General features: G+C 49.7%; 13 protein-coding genes and 1 riboswitch. Of the genes, 5 read left to right on the forward strand and 8 right to left on the reverse strand.

Going from position 1 to position 17,984, the window contains the following annotated elements; all coding sequences use genetic code 11:
• Positions 1-11: 11 nt before the first annotated feature.
• The 3 genes from C792_RS0112030 to C792_RS0112040 are packed head-to-tail and all read right to left on the reverse strand — an operon-like array spanning position 12 to position 3,672.
• Positions 12-713 (reverse strand): FadR/GntR family transcriptional regulator, encoded by a 702-nt coding sequence (locus tag C792_RS0112030; protein ID WP_017549704.1) that lies wholly within the window; start codon positions 711-713, stop codon positions 12-14.
• Positions 714-2,660: a TRAP transporter permease gene (locus tag C792_RS0112035; RefSeq protein ID WP_017549705.1), complete on the reverse strand. Its 1,947-nt coding sequence runs from the start codon at positions 2,658-2,660 to the stop codon at positions 714-716.
• On the reverse strand, positions 2,653-3,672 hold the full coding sequence (locus tag C792_RS0112040; RefSeq protein ID WP_017549706.1) for a TAXI family TRAP transporter solute-binding subunit: 1,020 nt from the start codon (positions 3,670-3,672) through the stop codon (positions 2,653-2,655). Before C792_RS0112040 ends, C792_RS0112035 begins: the two co-directional genes overlap by 8 nt.
• A gap of 174 nt (positions 3,673-3,846) precedes the next feature.
• On the opposite strand from C792_RS0112040, the gene C792_RS0112045 reads away from it, so the two are divergent.
• The 4 genes from C792_RS0112045 (at position 3,847) to C792_RS0112060 (ending at position 7,020) form a co-directional block, all read left to right on the forward strand.
• Positions 3,847-4,176, forward strand: a complete 330-nt coding sequence (locus tag C792_RS0112045; protein ID WP_017549707.1) for a winged helix-turn-helix transcriptional regulator — start codon at positions 3,847-3,849, stop codon at positions 4,174-4,176.
• 144 nt (positions 4,177-4,320) lie between these two features.
• Positions 4,321-4,423: riboswitch (SAM riboswitch) on the forward strand.
• A 99-nt stretch (positions 4,424-4,522) separates the two neighbouring features.
• Positions 4,523-5,545: a methionine ABC transporter ATP-binding protein gene (locus C792_RS0112050; protein WP_017549708.1), complete on the forward strand. Its 1,023-nt coding sequence runs from the start codon at positions 4,523-4,525 to the stop codon at positions 5,543-5,545.
• A complete protein-coding gene (locus tag C792_RS0112055) occupies positions 5,535-6,185 on the forward strand; it encodes a methionine ABC transporter permease (RefSeq protein WP_017549709.1) in 651 nt (216 codons plus the stop codon). The genes C792_RS0112050 and C792_RS0112055 overlap by 11 nt, the downstream gene beginning before the upstream one ends.
• Before the next feature lie 16 nt (positions 6,186-6,201).
• Entirely contained in the window at positions 6,202-7,020 is an 819-nt protein-coding gene (locus C792_RS0112060; protein ID WP_017549710.1) for a MetQ/NlpA family ABC transporter substrate-binding protein, read from the forward strand.
• A 31-nt stretch (positions 7,021-7,051) separates the two neighbouring features.
• On the opposite strand, the gene C792_RS0112065 is transcribed toward C792_RS0112060, so the two are convergent.
• From C792_RS0112065 to gltB, 4 genes are all read right to left on the reverse strand, one after another.
• Positions 7,052-8,224 carry an MFS transporter gene (locus tag C792_RS0112065; protein WP_017549711.1) on the reverse strand — a complete coding sequence of 391 codons (1,173 nt, stop codon included), beginning with the start codon at positions 8,222-8,224 and terminating at the stop codon, positions 7,052-7,054.
• Between the two features lie 105 nt (positions 8,225-8,329).
• Positions 8,330-9,754, reverse strand: coding sequence for an SLC13 family permease (locus C792_RS0112070; RefSeq protein ID WP_017549712.1), 1,425 nt, complete (start codon positions 9,752-9,754; stop codon positions 8,330-8,332).
• A gap of 131 nt (positions 9,755-9,885) precedes the next feature.
• Entirely contained in the window at positions 9,886-11,355 is a 1,470-nt protein-coding gene (locus C792_RS0112075) for a glutamate synthase subunit beta (RefSeq protein ID WP_017549713.1), read from the reverse strand.
• Between the two features lie 16 nt (positions 11,356-11,371).
• Complete coding sequence (gltB, locus tag C792_RS0112080) at positions 11,372-15,841, reverse strand: glutamate synthase large subunit (protein WP_017549714.1); 4,470 nt, start codon at positions 15,839-15,841, stop codon at positions 11,372-11,374.
• Between the two features lie 119 nt (positions 15,842-15,960).
• On the opposite strand from gltB, the gene C792_RS0112085 reads away from it, so the two are divergent.
• Entirely contained in the window at positions 15,961-16,842 is an 882-nt protein-coding gene (locus tag C792_RS0112085) for a LysR family transcriptional regulator (protein WP_017549715.1), read from the forward strand.
• An 80-nt stretch (positions 16,843-16,922) separates the two neighbouring features.
• On the opposite strand, the gene C792_RS0112090 is transcribed toward C792_RS0112085, so the two are convergent.
• Positions 16,923-17,978: a tartrate dehydrogenase gene (locus tag C792_RS0112090; RefSeq protein ID WP_017549716.1), complete on the reverse strand. Its 1,056-nt coding sequence runs from the start codon at positions 17,976-17,978 to the stop codon at positions 16,923-16,925.
• Between the last annotated feature and the right edge of the window lie 6 nt (positions 17,979-17,984).

Genomic DNA, 17,984 nt, shown 5'->3' on the forward strand with positions numbered 1-17,984 from the left:
ATTGCCTCCCGCTATATTCTGTCATCACCAAGCTTCCTTCTCATATTGAAAAGGTGCTCCTCCATCCTTCGGGATGCCATTCCAGCATCGCCATCCTTGATCGCTTCAAATACTCTGACATGCTCACCGTAGACCATTTCACGCTTTCTCGGTTTACCTATATTCAGTTTTAATGAAAACTCCAGTGCATCACGGTGAACACTCTGCAGATTGCTGAATGTCTGGATCATAAAATCATTATTGGTTGCTATGACGATTGCCTCATGAAAATCATAATCTGCTTTCATTCCTATGATCCGCTGGTTCTGGGTGATTTTTTTAAATTCACCCAGAGCAGCGTCTATTCTTCTCAAATCTTCTTCCGTACGCCTTTTTGCTGCCAGTCCTGCTGACTGCACTTCCAATGTGGTACGCATTTCCAAAAGATCGAACAACTCCTTTTTATCAAAGTCACCATAGGTATATCCCTTCATCTCATCGGCTACCGATATATTTTTGACATACGTCCCTCTTCCCTGGCTGGATTCCACGTATCCCATGGAAATGAGTTTGCTGATTGCCTCCCTTACAGGAGCCCGGCTGACTTCGTAGTATGCTGCCAATTCATTTTCTGAAGGAAGTCTGCTGCCTATCTCGTATTCACCGCCCTTGATCAACCCGACTATATTCTCATAGATGAGTTCGGATAATTTCTCTTTTCTTATTGGCTTCATTTAATTTTGCGCCTCCACTACTCTCTTACTTTTTACACAATGAATGGTCATCACACCAATGAACAATACAATACCCACCAGATCAAACATCGGATCTGTAGTAATCAACAGGAACGCCACTGCAACAAACAGTATTCTTTCAACTATATTCATCCTGGTCCTTACAAAGTTGCCCATGCCTACAGCAAGGGCATATACACCGACGAGTGCTGTAGCGACTACTATTGCGAATCTCCAGTAATTGACCGGCCCTTCAGTTGTATCCAACAACAGGATGGGATCGTAGGCGATGATGAACGGGATGATGAATCCGGGAAGCGCGAGTCTCAGGGCTGTCCATGAAGTCTGCATCGGATTGGATTTTGCTATCCCGGCCCCGGTATAAGCGGCAAGGGCTACCGGCGGGGTTACGTTGGACATGGCACCGAAGTAGAATACAAAGAAATGCGCTGCAAGCGGTGAGATTCCCGCTTCCACCAGTGCTGGTGCTGCTGTAACAGCAACTACAATGTACAGTGCCGTAGATGGAAGGCCAAAGCTCAGGATGATACAGGTCGCCATCACCATGACAAGCACCAGGAACATGCTGCCCCCTGCAATGTCGATAACATTATAGGCGAGCATGGAACCGATACCACTCATGGAAACGACTGCTATGATGATGCCGACGACAGCACAGGCAATAGCCACCTGTATGGAACCTCTCGCCCCGTCTGATAATGCCCCGAAGAATCTTGATATGGTGATGCGGTTACTCCTGTCCCTGGTAAGATAGGAGGTGATGATGGAAGTGATGATGCCGGCAAAACCTGCAAATATTGCCGTTTTTCCTGCAAGAAGCACTGCAAACACGACTATTATGGGAAGCAGCAAAGCCCCTCTCTCCATTAGCACTTTCTTGACTTCAGGTATATTGTCCCTGCTCAGACCTTTAAGCCCCTGTTTTTTCGCTTCCGTATCCACTGCAAAAACAAGTGCAATATAATATAGGAGAGCCGGTACAATACCTGCAATCACAATGGTCGTATAAGGTACACCCAGGAAGCCCGCCATTATGAAGGCTGCAGCCCCCATTATCGGCGGCATGATCATCCCTCCGGTTGATGCCGCCGCTTCCACACCTGCTGCAAATCTCCCTTTAAGGCCGATGCTTTTCATCAAAGGAATGGTGAATGCGCCAGTGGTTGCCACATTTGCCACCGCACTCCCGTTCAGAGTACCTGTCAGGGCACTTGTGATCACTGCAACCTGTGCCGGGCCGCCGCGCCTCTGTCCCGCAATTGCAAGAGCAAGGTCATTGAAGAGCCTGCTTGCTCCACTTGCGCTCAGGAAAGCACCAAAAAGTATGAAGAGCACTATATAAGTGGATGCAATGGACAGTGTGCTCCCAAAAATACCATTCGAGGTCATGTACACTCTGTACAGCAAGCGTTCCAGACTGAAGCCAGAGTGCGCAAAATCAATCGGGAAATATGCACCATAAATCGCATAGATCATGGCAAGAACACTCAGCACCGGTATGAACCAACCAATCGCCCGCCTTGTTATTTCGAATAGCACAAGTATGCACAGCACCGCGAAAATATAATCCATAGTGTTTGCCTGCGACATACGATCAACATGCAGGTCGGTATAATTCAATGTAATATAACCGACTGAGATGACTGACATGACAATCATGAAAATGTCCAGATATGAAAATTTCTGCCCGGGTTTATTTTTATTGAATGGATAGATGAAAAAACCAAGTACCATTATCAGACCGATGAAAATGGTGTTACGGTAGAACCCCTGCATGTTCAGGTAACTGGATGTCAATAATACAAAAATGGATAAAATGATTCCTATTACAGCCGCAGCTTTGGATGGCCATCCTTCGAGCCTTCTTTGAGCCATATCCATCTCAGCCTCTTCAGAAGCGGCATACCGTTGAGTGTTTTCATTCATTTTCTCCATCCCCTTCCTTCACTTCTTCCGGAATCAGCCGTTCCTCGATTTCTACTCCCTGTTCCTTGAAATATCGATATGCTCCTGCATGAAGTGGGGTGTTCAACCCATCAAGTGCAGTTTCGACCTGCATCTCCCTCGCGGAATTATGTACACCGATCATGAAGTCCCTGTTCTCAAATAATATTTTTGTCAGGTTGTACACCATCTCTTCATCCATCTCCGTCGTTGCTACAAGGACGTTCGGCTGGGCGATGGTTTCGATATCTTCCTCCTGTTTCGGGTATGTTCCGGCTTCAATCGTATACCTGTACCAGGCATCGACAACTCCATTAATTTCTTCCAGCTGTTCATCAGTAACTTCAAGGATATCTGCCGAAAGCCCGCTTGCATACATATCTGTTATGGCTGAAACTGGTGTGCCTGCCGGCAGTGAACCGCCATCCAGACGCCCGTCCCTCATCGATGAAATTGTATCATCATAACCGAGGTATTCCGGACTGATATCACTCTTATCCATTCTCATGCCTTCCATCATCGTGAGGGTAGATTGCTCTGTTCCACTCGCCTGCGGCCCGACTGAAAATGAATTCCCTTCAATATCGGAGATGTCTCCGGATTCTATTTCAGAATCCATCATTACAAAATGTTCAACATTTGGCCAGATCATTCCAATCGCTCTCAGTTCTCCGTAACCTTCCCCTTCATAGATTCCGCTTCCTTCAGAGGCCTGTGTGGAAATAAGATTCTGTAGTATGGCCATATCGGCCTCTCCATTTTTCATCAGATCGATATTCTCAACAGAACCTGCTGAAGACTGGCCATTGAACTTGATATTCCGATCTCTGTAGTGCTCGGTCCATAGCTGCCCCATCCCTACACCGATAGGATAATAGGTGCCACCTGTTGATGCCGTTGCAATATTGTATATCTCCTTTTTCTCGAAGTTGCATCCGGCTAATGACAAAGACACCAGCATCAACGACAGGAACATGATGATATTTTTCCTCATTACTCTTCCCTCCCACTATATGAATGCGCTTTCACTTGTATGACAACAAGACCACATTACAACATAAAAACAGAAATTTCAATATATTTAAGACGAAAGTTTTTTCCTTCCGAACCATATTCATTTGTAAAAATACTATATGTAGGGTTATAATGTTCTGCGAGGAGTGATTAAATGGATACTTCAATCTGTCCAAAATTTGAAAATGCCATGGGTGTCATCGGTCAGAGATGGACGGGTCTGATTATCTTTCAATTGATTGACGGGCCTAAACGTTTCTGCAACCTCGAATCCTCCATGGGTGTGAGTGGCCGCGTCCTGTCCGAGCGCCTGAAGTCGCTGGAAGCGGAAGGTATTGTAGAACGCGAAGTTTATCCGGAAACACCGGTGAGAATAGAGTACAAACTGACTGAAAAAGGAAAAGCCATCGAACCGTTCATGAAAGAGCTCCAGAAATGGGCTGAAGAATGGTGCGAACCTGACAAAAGCCTGCAGGAAGCATAACCGGATAAAAACCCGCCCTGATAGGAGGCGGGTTTTTATTGTAATGAATATCCTAATTTATCATTTTTTGAAAAATCTTATTGCTTTATAATTGGTTCCCTGTTAAACTTTCTCTAAATCATTAAACAGACAACTGCATATTATTTCTTATCAAGAGAAGCGGAGGGACTGGCCCTGTGATGCTTCGGCAACAACTCGCATGAGTGATGTGCCAAATCCAGCAGGCGTCGTGCCTGGAAGATGAGAAGAAACTTTTTATAGATATATAATTATAAGTCCTTCTCATTAAAAGAGAGGGACTTTTTTTATGCGGCTGAAAAACGGAATGGTTTAAGGAGCGTTTTATATGATCGAATTCAAAGGACTGGAAAAAACATTCGAAGGGAAGCATGGTACCGTCCATGCTCTGAAGGATATAAACATGAAAGTGGGTAAGGGCGAAATCTACGGTGTGGTCGGCTTCAGCGGTGCAGGCAAGAGCACCCTGATCCGATGTGTCAACTATCTGGAACAGCCCACGGCCGGCAACGTGATTGTCGACGGCTCGGACCTCACCCGGATTTCCACAAAAGAAATCAGGAATGCCAAGAAGAAGATCGGCATGGTTTTCCAGCACTTCAACCTGCTGAATTCAAAGACTGTCTATGCCAATATTGCGATGCCCCTCATACTGGACAATGCTCCAAAGCCGAAGATCAGGGAAAGGGTCATGGAGCTCCTCGATTTTGTCGGCCTGGCCGACAAGGCTAAAATGTATCCGGACCAGCTCTCCGGCGGTCAGAAGCAGAGGATCGGCATCGCCCGTGCGCTGGCGACCCGTCCATCGATACTGCTGTGTGATGAGGCGACTTCTGCGCTTGATCCACAGACGACCGATTCAATTTTGAAACTGCTCCAAAAAATCAACGAGGAGTACAATATTACCATCCTGCTGATCACCCATGAAATGTCAGTCGTCCGGGAGATATGCAACAGGGTTGCTGTAATGGAGCATGGCAATGTAATCGAGGAAGGCACCGTCTTTGAAATATTCTCCAATCCACAGACTGTGACGGGACGGAATTTCGTCAATACGGTAATGCACACTGAAATCCCGAAATATGTAACCGATATGATTGCCGCCGATGACAATGTCTACCGGATCAATTTCGTCGATCATACCGCAGCACGTCCTTTCCTGTCGCAGATTTCAAAGAAATTCGATGTGGAGGTCAACGTCCTGTTCGGCAACATCACTGAACTCCAGGGTGTGCCTTTCGGCAATCTCATTGTGACATTAAAAGGAACCGGCCAGGAGATTTCGGATGCTCTGTCCTATCTCGAAGATAACAAGATTGTCTACAGTGAGGTGAATACATATGCTGGTTAATCAGGATCAGATTTTAAGTGCAGTCATCGAGACCGTGCAGATGGTCACGGTGTCATTCATTTTTTCAATACTGCTCGGGCTGCCGCTCGGTATCGCACTTTTTGTGACGCGGGCGGGTCAGATCCTTGAAAACAGGGCGGTGTTCAGCGTTCTCAACATTGTCATCAACGTTTTCAGATCCATCCCGTTCATCATCCTGCTTGTTGCAATCATTCCGTTCACAAGACTCGTCGTCGGCACTTCGATCGGTACAGCAGCAGCAATCGTACCGATGATCGTCTATGCCGGGCCCTACATAGCACGACTTGTCGAGAGCTCGCTGCTCGAAGTCGATGACGGCGTCCTCGAAGCTGCCGATGCGATGGGGGCCACCCCGCTCCAGACGATTCTCAGGTTCCTATTGCCGGAAGCCTTAAGCTCGCTCGTCGTCAATTTCACCATCGCAACAATCGGACTGATAGGCGCCTCTGCCATGGCGGGTACGGTCGGGGGCGGCGGTGTCGGCGACCTCGCCATCACATATGGCTACCAGCGCTTTGATACGGTCACCATGGCAATCACGGTGATCATCCTCATCGTCATGGTGCAGGGACTGCAGTCACTCGGAAACTTCGTGTCACGTGCTGTCGGAAGAAGATAAAAGGAGAAGATATATCATGAAAAAATCAATTCTACTCACATTCATTCTTGTATTGTCAGCTGTTCTTGCCTCCTGCGGGGGCGGCAGCGAGGAAACGGTCAAAGTCGGAATCAGCGGAACGGATACATCGACATGGGATTTCGTTGCTGAAAAAGCGGCTGAGGAAGGCATCAATATCGAAATCATTTCATTCAACGATTACGTACAGCCGAATACGGCACTCGCTGACGGGGAGCTTGATATCAACTCTTTCCAAACCGTCGCCTACTTCGATGAATTCATCGAAGAGCGCGATCTGGATCTCGCGCCGATTGCGACTACATACCTTGCACCGATGGGACTCTACTCGGATTCGCTTGCAGCTCCTGAAGAAATTCCCGACGGTGGAAAGATTGCACTGCCGAATGATGTATCCAACCAGGGTCGTGCCCTGATGCTGCTTGAGGATGCAGGGCTCATCACTCTTGTTGACAACTATGACGGACTGGGGTCAATTTCCGACTCTGTTGTTGAAAATCCTAGAAACATTGAACTCGTCGAGACAGCGCCAGCACAGATCCCGAGGGCACTCGGTGATGTGGACGCCGGAGTGATAAACAACGGTATCGCAAGGGATGCAGGATACAATCCGGTTGAAGACTCCATCTACCATGAAGATGAAACGGCCACTGATTACGTCAATATCATAGCTTCAAGAAGTGAGGATACTGATGATGAGACACTGCAGAGAGTGGCTGAGCTCTTCCAGGAAGAGGATACCAAGCAATTCATAGAAGAAGAGCACGAAGGTTCTCTCATCCCGGCCTTCCTCCCGCTTGAGGAAATCGGCTGGTAACACAAAAGCTCCCAGAAACTGGGAGCTTTTTTCATATTCTCTGTTTTTTGGATTCGTACCTGCCGTAGACCATGTAGTAGACCAGGAACCCGAGTGCGACAAGCACGACCATTGAACTGTAGAGGCCGCTGTAGCCGAGTGCCGGTACGAGTACTCCGAGTATATAGGAGCCGACACCGAGTCCGAAGTCGAGGGCGATGAAATAAGTGGATGTGGCGAGACCCACATTTTTGGCATCTGCAATTTTTATGCAGAGTGCCTGGGAGATGGACTGGAAGTTTCCGTAACCGAAACCGATCATCACACCTGACAAAAGCAGCATGAAGCCGGATCCTGTCTGTCCGAGTACGAGGTAGCCGATGGCGAGTACAATCAGCGATGGATACATCACTACATTGGCACCTCTCTGGTCCATGATCCTTCCGGTGATCGGGCGTGTGATCAGGATGACGATTGCGTATACCAGGAAGAAGTAGGAGGAAGCGGCGACAAGACTCTGTTCTTCTGCAAACAATGCAATGAATGACAGGACCGTTGAATAGGCCATGCAGATGAGCAGCACGACAATCCCAACCGGCATCGCCTTTTTATCAATCCATTCGAACTTCGGCTTCGGTTCTTTTTCAAGATCGACTGTCGTATTATCCGTACGCACGAAGAGTGTAAATATACTGGCGGTCAGTACAAGGACGAAGACGATCAGAAACAGCATCTGATATTCGATGAACTGCAGCAGGTAGAAGGCCATGAACGGCCCGAGCGCTGTGGCAATGACGAAGCTCAGACTGAAGTAGCTGATGCCCTCCCCTCTTCTGCTCTGAGGCAGGGCGAGTGCCGCAAGTGTCCCGACAGCCGTCGTCGCCACACCGTTTGATAGTCCGTTGAAGAATCTCACTATGAGCAGGAGCGTCAGGTTGTCGGCGATAAAATAGAGGCCGTATGTAATGACGAACATGACCGTTCCGATGTACATGATCTTTCTCGCTCCGATCAGACTGAGCTGATGGCCGGTCAGTATCCTGCCGATCAATGATCCAACGATGAAGATTCCGGCCACCAGACCGGCGGTGCTCGTGGATATGCCGAATTCATCCACGGCATAACCGCTGATCGTCACCATCAGCAGGAACATCGCCAGCATGATGAAGAAATTAAATATGAATATGATGATGAAATCTTTTGTCCAAAGCCTTTCCTTTGCCATTCAACCATTCCTTAAACTAATATAATAAGCATTTCAGACCATACGTGAATCATATCATACTGCGCTTTATAACTCCTATGGATTTTAAGGATGAGCCATGAAAAATCAGCACCACATATTCCAGTAGAGGAGTGCCGCAAGTATCGACACGACAAGGAATGTAAGACTTGAGAATACCGCCATCACATAGTGATCCTTCCTGCTCAGGACACCTTCTTTGAATGCGAAATACAATGTTGGGGAATGGATCGGCAGTATATTCGTACCACCGATTATCATGATGACGATGAAGGCGAGGGTGAGCACCTGTACACCGGTCATATCCGCGTACGAAATCATGACGGGAAATATCACGATGACAGCTGAAGTCGGTACGATAAAAATCATGCGGAATAAAAACATGATCACTGCGACGATGATGATATTGAGGACTGTACCGGCATCCTCCGGCACCAGACCGATCAGCTGCTCCGCAATCACACGTGCGGTGCCGTTCTGATCCAGTATTACACCGATGGACAGCGATGCACCGATGAGCAGGAAGTTTTCCCAGTTGAACCCACGTATATCCTTGTCGGTAATCAGCTCTATCTTCGGCAGTGCATAAAGCACGAGAAGGATCATCGGTGGCAAAAGCGTCGGCACTTTTTCCGGATCCGTGAATATCCAGGTCAGTATCATCATACTGAATGTCAGAACTACGAACCAGAAGCGCTTCGTCGGCCTATATTCATGATGATCCATGCCGGTCAGATCCTTTTCCATGGTAAAGTCCTCCGCACTTTCTGATGGATAGGACAGTTTCAGATAAAACCATGAAAACATGCTTGTAACGATGATAGCACACCAAAGTGGCGGCGCGATGACCATGAACCAGTCAAACCAGCCCAGGTCGGCAATTCCATAATCTTTCAGCAGCTGAGCCGCAAGTATGGGATAGCCTCCGCCAGTGTAAACGATCATCGTGCTGTTCTGATTGACGAATCCCGTGACGTACAGAGCATACTTTTTGAACACACTGTCCCCTGGGAAACCGAATGCTTCATTCATACTGTCAACAAAAGGAAGTACTGTTTTCAGCCTTGCGAATGCAGAGGGCATCAACACCGGCAGCACAGACATGAAAACCGGCAGAATAAGTGCGATCTTACGGGGTGTGATGTTTTTGATCCCCAATATCTTTGTAGAAATCACTTTATCTGCATCCGCCCTGATAAGCACCCGGCTCAATATGGAGAGGATCAGTATGAAATATAGCGCAGAGGAAAGAAACCCGGACATGGCATCTTCCACCGAGTCTGTCAGGTTCAGGAGGATTATCATCGCAAGTATCAGTATGCTCGCCGCACCGGTCGGCATTTTCGAAAGTGTCCACAGATAAATGGCGAGTGTCAGGAGCGAAACGGTTCTCTGCTGTTCCGGACTGAAGTCACGGAGAATGGAATCCGGGGCAAAAATTGCAAAAAGGATGATGCCCGCAATTATTGCTGCATGTACCGTCCGGGACTTGAATCTGCCTGTAAACTTCATGTTCATCACCTGTCATGTTCCGGATTCATGTCACTTCCCAGATGCCGATTTCTTTAACATTACCCTTTACAGGGCATTCAGAACCCAAAAGAAAAACGGAATGCCCGCCGGGGCATCCCGTTTTTTGAACCCTAACCTGTCTTATGGAACATCTTGTTCTGCACAGCGAATTTATGGGCCGCCTTGGCAACGCCGCGGCCTTCCTTGATGGCCCATACGACCAGACTCTGCCCGCGCCTTGCGTCCCCAGCGGCAAACACTTTCCTTCTGTTCGTCTTATAGTTATCTTCGTCTGCAGCAATCTTGTTCTGCTCCATATGAAGGTTGAAAGCTTTCGGCAATTCGCTCTCCACACCTTCGAATCCGATGGAAAGCAGGATGAGATCCGCCTTGAAATACCTTTCCCGCTCCTCAAGCGTCATCCCGGACAGTGATTCCTGTCCGAGCACCTGGGTGTTGACCCCTTTCAGATCACCGATCATATCCACATCATACCCCATGGTCTGTACACCATAGGCACGCGGTTCGATGCCGAACTTCGCCTGGTACTCCGCATGCGCGTAGTCCAGTTTGAACGTCTGCTTTTCGAGCGGCCAGAATGGATTGCCCTTCATTTCATCAGGCAGACGGTCGTATTTATTGAACTGGAAGACAGACTTGCAGTCTTCACGCAGGGCCATGGCAACACAGTCCGCCCCTGTGTCTCCGCCGCCAATGACGATGACATGCTTCCCTTCGGCGGTGACCCCGGGCTCATCAATCTCACCGAAATGATACTTCGTCTGCTCGGTCAGGTAATCCATCGCAAACTGTATGTCACGGCTCTGACGCCCTTCAAGCTTCAGATCCCTCTGCTTCCTGGCACCCACTGCGACAATCACTGCATCATATTCTGCGTCCAGGGTATCGTAAGTGACATCGGAACCGACATTCACGTCACAGATGAACCTGATGCCCGCTGCCTGCATGATGCTTATACGTCGTTCCACCACTTCCTTATCCAGCTTCATGTTCGGAATGCCGTACCTCAGCAGACCGCCTGGTTTCGCATCACGCTCATAGACATCCACATCATGGCCCCACGAATTCATCTCATCGGCGGCCGTAAGACCCGCCGGTCCGCTGCCGATGATGGCGATGCGGGTACCCAGACGGTGTTTCGGTTTCCTCGGCTTAACCCAGTCCTGTTCGTAGGCCTCATCAATGATGGTCCGTTCTATCCCCTTGATTGCCACCGGTTCGCTGTTGATGGCGAGGACACATGAAGATTCACACGGTGCAGGGCAGACACTGCCTGTAAACTCAGGAAAGTTATTCGTTTCCGCCAGGCGTCGGTAAGCTTCCCTGAAATCCCCCTGGTGGACGAGGTCATTCCATTCAGGGATATAGTTGCCGATAGGACAGCCGACCGTTTCTTTGCCGACACCTGTGCCCGTCTGGCAGAACGGGGTGCCGCAGTCCATGCAGCGTGCCCCCTGCTCACTTGCTTCATCATTGCAGAATCGATGCTGGAAAGCATCGTAATTACCAATCCTTTCCCTGGGATCCGCTTCGTCCTGTTTCTTTCTGTCATATTTTAAAAACCCTTTGAATTCTCCCATACGGCAGTGCTCCTTTCTAATGGATATTCATCTTTTCAAGTTCATCATCCGCTACTTCCATTTCATTGTTGAATGCATTCAGTTCCGCCTCTTTTCTGGATTTTTTCGCCCCAAGTCCGAAACGGATCTTCTGCTGCATTTTTCTGTATTCTGCCGGAATCACCTTGATGATCTCCAATTCACCGCTCTCAATACGCGCGAGCGCCGTCCGTGCTTTATCACTGCCGGTAAAGTAATTGTGGCCATACAGCAGATGCTTCACCTTCTCCATCTCTTCGGCATCTGTGACATGTCCCAGTTCAATCATTTCACCGTTCATGTTCACTTTGTTTTCTGCAATGGATTTTTCATTGATGATATAAGCAATGCCGCCGCTCATCCCTGCAGCAAAGTTTTTACCGATATCCCCTAGTATTACAGCGCGGCCGCCGGTCATGTATTCAAGACCGTGGTCTCCTATCCCCTCGACGACAACTTCTGCACCGCTGTTCCTTACACAGAAGCGCTCTCCGGCCATACCATTGATGAACGCCTGTCCAGCTATCGCACCGTACAGGCATACATTGCCTGTGATGATTTCATGGCTGCGGTTCACATTTGGTGCCTGTACGATGATGCGGCCGCCGGAAATGCCTTTGCCGACATAGTCATTCAGATCCCCGGTATGGTGCAGCGTGAGCCCCTGCGGTATGAATGCACCGTAACTCTGCCCTCCGTGACCAAACGTATTGACTCTGTAATGATCGTGCCTGAGCGTGTCCATGCCATGAGTGTTGGTAATGAGACTCCCCAGCCTCGTACCGACGTTCCTGTGCCTGTTCTTCACATGATAGGCCGCTTCGTGACTTTCTCCCATTTCCACCTGTTCTTTGAAATCCGGCAGCATCGTCAAATCATCGAGCGACCATTCGAACGGATGCTCCTGCCCCTTCGTCTTTCTTCTGTCCCCTTCGATCTGTATGAGGAGCGGGGCGAGATCAATCTCACTCATCTGATGCTGGGCCGTCTTGGCCGTATCCACCTCAAGATGTTCAACAGCGCCGACGAGTTCATCCATGGATTTCAGCCCGAGTTCCGCAAGGATCTCCCTGATGTCTTCAGCAATGAAGTGCATGAAGTTGACGACATGCTCCGCCTTTCCGGTAAACAGCTTTCTGAGATCGCCATTCTGCGTCGCGATGCCGACAGGACATGTATCCTTATGGCACACACGCATCATGATGCAGCCGAGGACGACGAGCGGTGCTGTGGCGAATGCAAATTCTTCCGCGCCAAGGGCACACGCCACCGCGACATCGCGCCCGGTCATCAGCTTGCCGTCCGTTTCGAGTGTCACACGGGACCTCAGCCCATTCAGCTGCAGTGTCTGATGCGCTTCGGTCAGTCCGAGTTCCCACGGCAGACCGGCGTGCTGAATGCTCGTGATCGGTGACGCCCCCGTACCGCCGTCGAAACCGCTGATGACGATCTTATCAGCATATGCCTTCGCCACCCCTGCAGCAATCGTCCCGACACCATCTTTTGCCACCAGTTTCACTGAAATATCTGCGTCCTTGTTGGCATTCTTAAGGTCGTGTATGAGCTGTGCCAGATCTTCAATGGAATAAATATCATGGTGCGGCGGCGGTGAGATCAGACCGACTCCCGGTGTGGAGTTCCGTATCTCCGCCACCCACGGATACACTTTCTGGCCGGGCAGCTGGCCGCCCTCGCCCGGTTTTGCACCCTGGGCAACTTTGATCTGTATTTCCTTTGCACTGTTCAGGTACTGGCTGTTCACACCGAAACGGCCCGATGCCACCTGTTTGATGGCGCTGTTCAGGTTTCTGCCGTCTTCATCCGCTTCAAACCGCTCCGGATTCTCTCCGCCTTCACCACTGTTGCTTTTGCCGCCGATCATATTCATGGCTTCAGCAAGTGTTTCGTGTGCTTCCTGGGAAAGTGACCCGTAGCTCATCGCCCCCGTCTTGAAACGTTTGACGATTTCCTCTTTCGGCTCCACCTGGCTGATGGGAATCGATCTGCCCGCCTTGAACCTGAGCAGATGCCTGATGCTCGAATGATGGCTGTCGTGCATATAGTCCCTGTACTCCCTGTATGCCTCCCCATCATTTGTACGGCATGCCTTCTGCAGCAGGCGTATGGACTCCGGATTGATTACATGATGATCGCCCTGCTGTCTCCACTGGAACTTGCTGCCCGCTTCAAGATACTCGAGTCTCACGTCCTGCATCTTTTTATTCCTGACGTCAATATCCCCAATGGACAGTCCCCCTATTTTGGACGTTGCGCCATCGAAGTATTTCTCCATGACCGATGCCCCGAGGCCGACCGCTTCAAATACCTGTGCACCATGATAGCTCTGGACTGTAGATATGCCCATTTTCGCCATCACTTTGATCAGCCCTTCGGTGAGTGCCTTATTGTAGTCGGTAACAGCTGTATCGTGCCCGCCGGATACACCCGCAATCGTCTCCTGTGCAATGTATGGGAGAACGGCATTGGCACCAAAGCCGATCAACGCAGCCACATGGTGCACTTCCCTCACCTCGGCAGTCTTCGTGACGATGCTGGTCCTTGTCCGCAGTCCCTCTCGGATCAGCGCCTGATGCACCGCACTTGTTATGAGGAGGGACGGCATGACATATACACCATGATCCGAAAGTATCCTTTCATCCGTAAGAACCAGCACGCCATGCGTTTTTGCTTTTTCCACCGCTTCAGCAGCAGTCTGGCGGACCGCCTCCTCAAGCGATCCTGTGTACGTAATGTCGAGCTCGGCAATACCGAGCTTCAATACATCCTCACGGCCTAGTGTCCGGTAATCGATGACCGGACGCTCTATCTGCACCCTGTCCAGCGCGGAAATATCCGGCGCAACCAGGCTCCCCTCGCCGCCGAGGTAGGTGATTTCACTCGTCACGATCTTTTCCCTGTAGGAATCAAGCGGCGGGTTCGTCACCTGTGCGAAATGCTGCTTGAAATAGTCGAAAAGCAGCTTCGGACGTTCCGACAGGAAGGCAAGCGGCTGGTCAAATCCCATCGCGCCGATCGGATCCTTCACTGCACTGGTCAGTGGCTGCATGTACTTTTTGATGTCCTCTTTCGTATAACCGAAGCGCACGAGCACATTATGCAGTGTCTCCGGATCAATATTCATGCCTTTCAACGGAGGAAGGTCCACAGCCCCCCTGCGCTTTTGAGCCATCCATTCACTGTAGGGCCTCTCCGTTGCGATACTGTGCTTCAATTCATCGTTCTCGATGATCCTTGAGGCATCAAAGTCGACAAGCAGCAGTTTACCCGGACTCAGCTGGCCTTTGTACATGACATCATCCTCTTCGACATCGACTACGCCGACTTCCGATGAATAGATGATTTCATTATCATTCGTGACATAGTAGCGTCCCGGCCTGAGACCGTTCCTGTCTGTCAGTGCCCCCAGTTTGTGGTTGTCGCAGAAACTGATCATTGTCGGACCGTCCCACGGTTCCATCAGATAGCTGTAGAACTCGTAGAAATCCTTGACAGCAGGATTGTCGTAGGACTGGTACCTCCACGGTTCCGGAATCATGATCATCGCCGCCTGCTCCGGCGTCATCACAAGACTCATGAATTCCAGTACATTGTCGACCATCGCAGAGTCACTGCCGTCCATGTCGATGATGCTTTCTATTTTCCTGCCCTTCTCACCGAATGTGTCCATGAGCCACTGTTTCGTACGCGCCTTCATCCAGCTGGCATTCCCCTTGATCGTGTTGATCTCACCGTTGTGCATGAGCAGCCTGTTCGGGTGCGCCCTGGCCCAGCTCGGAAAAGTGTTCGTGCTGAATCTCGAATGGACTGAGCCGAACTTCGACACATAACGCTCATCCTTAAGGTCCACATAGAACTCCTTGATCTGGCCGGCACGCAGCCATCCTTTGTACACGATGGTCTCATTGGAGAACGATGCCACATAATGGCCGACATCCGCTGATTCCAGATTCTGTTCAATCATCTTCCTCATATAATAAAGATCGGGTGCATCGCTCACATCCGTAATCACCTGGATGAACTGGGGCATCGTCTGTTGAACATGGGAGGCAATCGCATCAACACTGACCGGGACTTCCCTGAATGCGATCAACCCATGCCCTTCCTCATCCACCGTGTTTTGCACGATTTCCCTGAATGACTCAATAGAGGCGTCCGTGTCAATCAGATACATACCCACTGAATATTCGCCGAACCCGGGAAGTTTCGGGTATTCTTCTTTTAAAAGGTCATGGGGAATCTCGGTCATGATGCCGGCGCCGTCCCCTGTCACTCCATCAGAACCGATGCCTCCGCGGTGATCCAGCCTCTCAAGCATTTCGAGGGATTTATGGACGATATGATGGGAGCGCCTGTTATCCATATTTGCATAGAAACCAATACCACATGCGTCGTGTTCGTTTTTAGAGTCATACAGACCTTTTTGTGTGATTGATTGATATAAACTCATTTTGAGTCACCTCTTTTTTCAGAATATTTCTGTAAGTCTATATTATCCATATTTGATTCGATACAATCAATATATCAATGATATAATATTGATATCATTATTAGATTGGTTGTGAGCGTATGGAGATAAAACAGCTGAAATATTTCGTGGAAACCGCCAGACAGGAACATATGACGGAAGCTGCCGTGGTGCTCAATGTTGCCCAGTCCGCCCTTTCCAGGCAGATCGGTCTTTTGGAGAGTGATCTGGGGACCGAATTGTTCAGAAGGGAAGGAAGGAACATCAAGCTGACAGATGGGGGCAGGTCATTTTACGAGGATGCGGTGCAAATACTCGACTCCATTGAGAGATCCAAAGAAAGGCTCATCGATGTAACGGACAGGAAAGAACATACATTCAACATCCACATCACCCGGTCGGACATGACGGGCAAGGTACTGCAGTCATTCAACCACTTCATGAAGCAGGATGAAACCATCGACTTCACCATCCATTCCGAATCAGAGGAAACGCTCGGGGAAAAGTTACTGGATGAATCGCTCGATCTTGTCATATCACCTCAGAAATTCAATGACGGAGATCTCCGGAGCACATTGCTGTTCGAGCAGAACTACTATTATGTCTTCCGGCAGAAACGCAGCCTCAACCTGCCCGTACAGGCTTCCTCCAGTGAGCTCGAAAGCCTGCCCCTTGCGTCTTTCGACCCAGTCATAGAGATGGAGCGGCTGTTCAAAAACAGCCGGATACACAACTATAAAGACCTTTCAATCATCCAGCACCTCCTCATCGATCACGGATACGTCGCAATCGTCACAAGTGATGAAGCCAGACAGCTGACCTACAACTATCCGAATTTCGCCGTGCACAGCCTGAAACACCTGAATATAAAACATCCCATGTATGCAAGCATGCGCAAAGACAATGAAAAACCCTTCGTCGGAAAATGGTACGGACGGCTCAGACAGGAGTTCATGTCGATACATTCCCCCTATCCCGACTGACGCCTCTGATGTGATCAGACTTTTTACAAAGGAACTCAAAAAGGTGCGCCCCTGTAAAAACAAGGGCGCACCTTTTTGAGTCACCTCTTCAATCTTCCGATTATCTGCTCCGTCACTTCGTGCGTGGTGCTGGTTCCTCCGACATCCGGCGTGAGGAAACCATCGGCCGTCACACTTTCCATCGTTTCAAGCAGCAGCCTGCCCATCTCTTCCTCCCCGTGATGATCGAGCAGCATCTTCGCCGTCCATATCTGGCCGATCGGGTTGGCGATGCCGCGCCCGACGATGTCCGGCGCAGAGCCGTGGACCGGTTCGAACATCGACGGATGTCTGCCGTTCAAGTTGAGATTCGCCGAAGGCGCAATGCCGATGCTGCCCATGATAGCCGCCCCGACATCCGTCAGGATATCCCCGAACAGGTTGCTCGCAACCACTACATCGTAACATTCAGGATAGGTGACGAAGTTCGCTGCAAGGGCATCGATATGCCTTGATGCCGTCTCTATCCCTTCGAATCCGGCCGCAGTCTCCTTGAACACTTCATCCCAGAATGGCATCGAATGGAATATGCCGTTGGATTTCGTTGCACTGGTCACATGTCCCCGCCTCGATCCGGCCAAATTGAATGCATGTTCCATGGCCTGTTTCACCGCTCGTTTCGAGAACACATTGTTCTGTATGGCAATCTCATCATCCCCCTGGTACATCCGGCCGCCGACTGAGCTGTATTCCCCTTCACTGTTTTCACGGACGACCATAATATCGAAATCCTTCGGGTTCAGAAGTGGTGAGCGGATACCGCGGAAAACTTTCGCCGGACGTACGTTGACCTCAAGCTGGAACTCCCTTCTGATCTTAAGGAGCAGACCCCAGAGGGAAATATGGTCCGGCACTTTCGATGCATCTCCCACCGCTCCAAGTAATACACTGTCCGACTGGCCCAGCCGATCCATACCGTCTGAAGGCATCATGCCGCCGTGTTCCATGTAGTAGTCACAGCCATAATCAAACTGTTCATATTCAAACTTCAGTCCGCCATGTATATCAGCGATCGTATCCAGCACCCTCAGGGAGGCGGGTACCACTTCCTTTCCGATTCCGTCCCCGGGTATCACCGCAAGCTTTATGTCCTTCATGTGCAT

Origin of the sequence: Salinicoccus carnicancri Crm (genome assembly GCF_000330705.1) — a bacterium.
Lineage (GTDB): Bacteria > Bacillota > Bacilli > Staphylococcales > Salinicoccaceae > Salinicoccus > Salinicoccus carnicancri.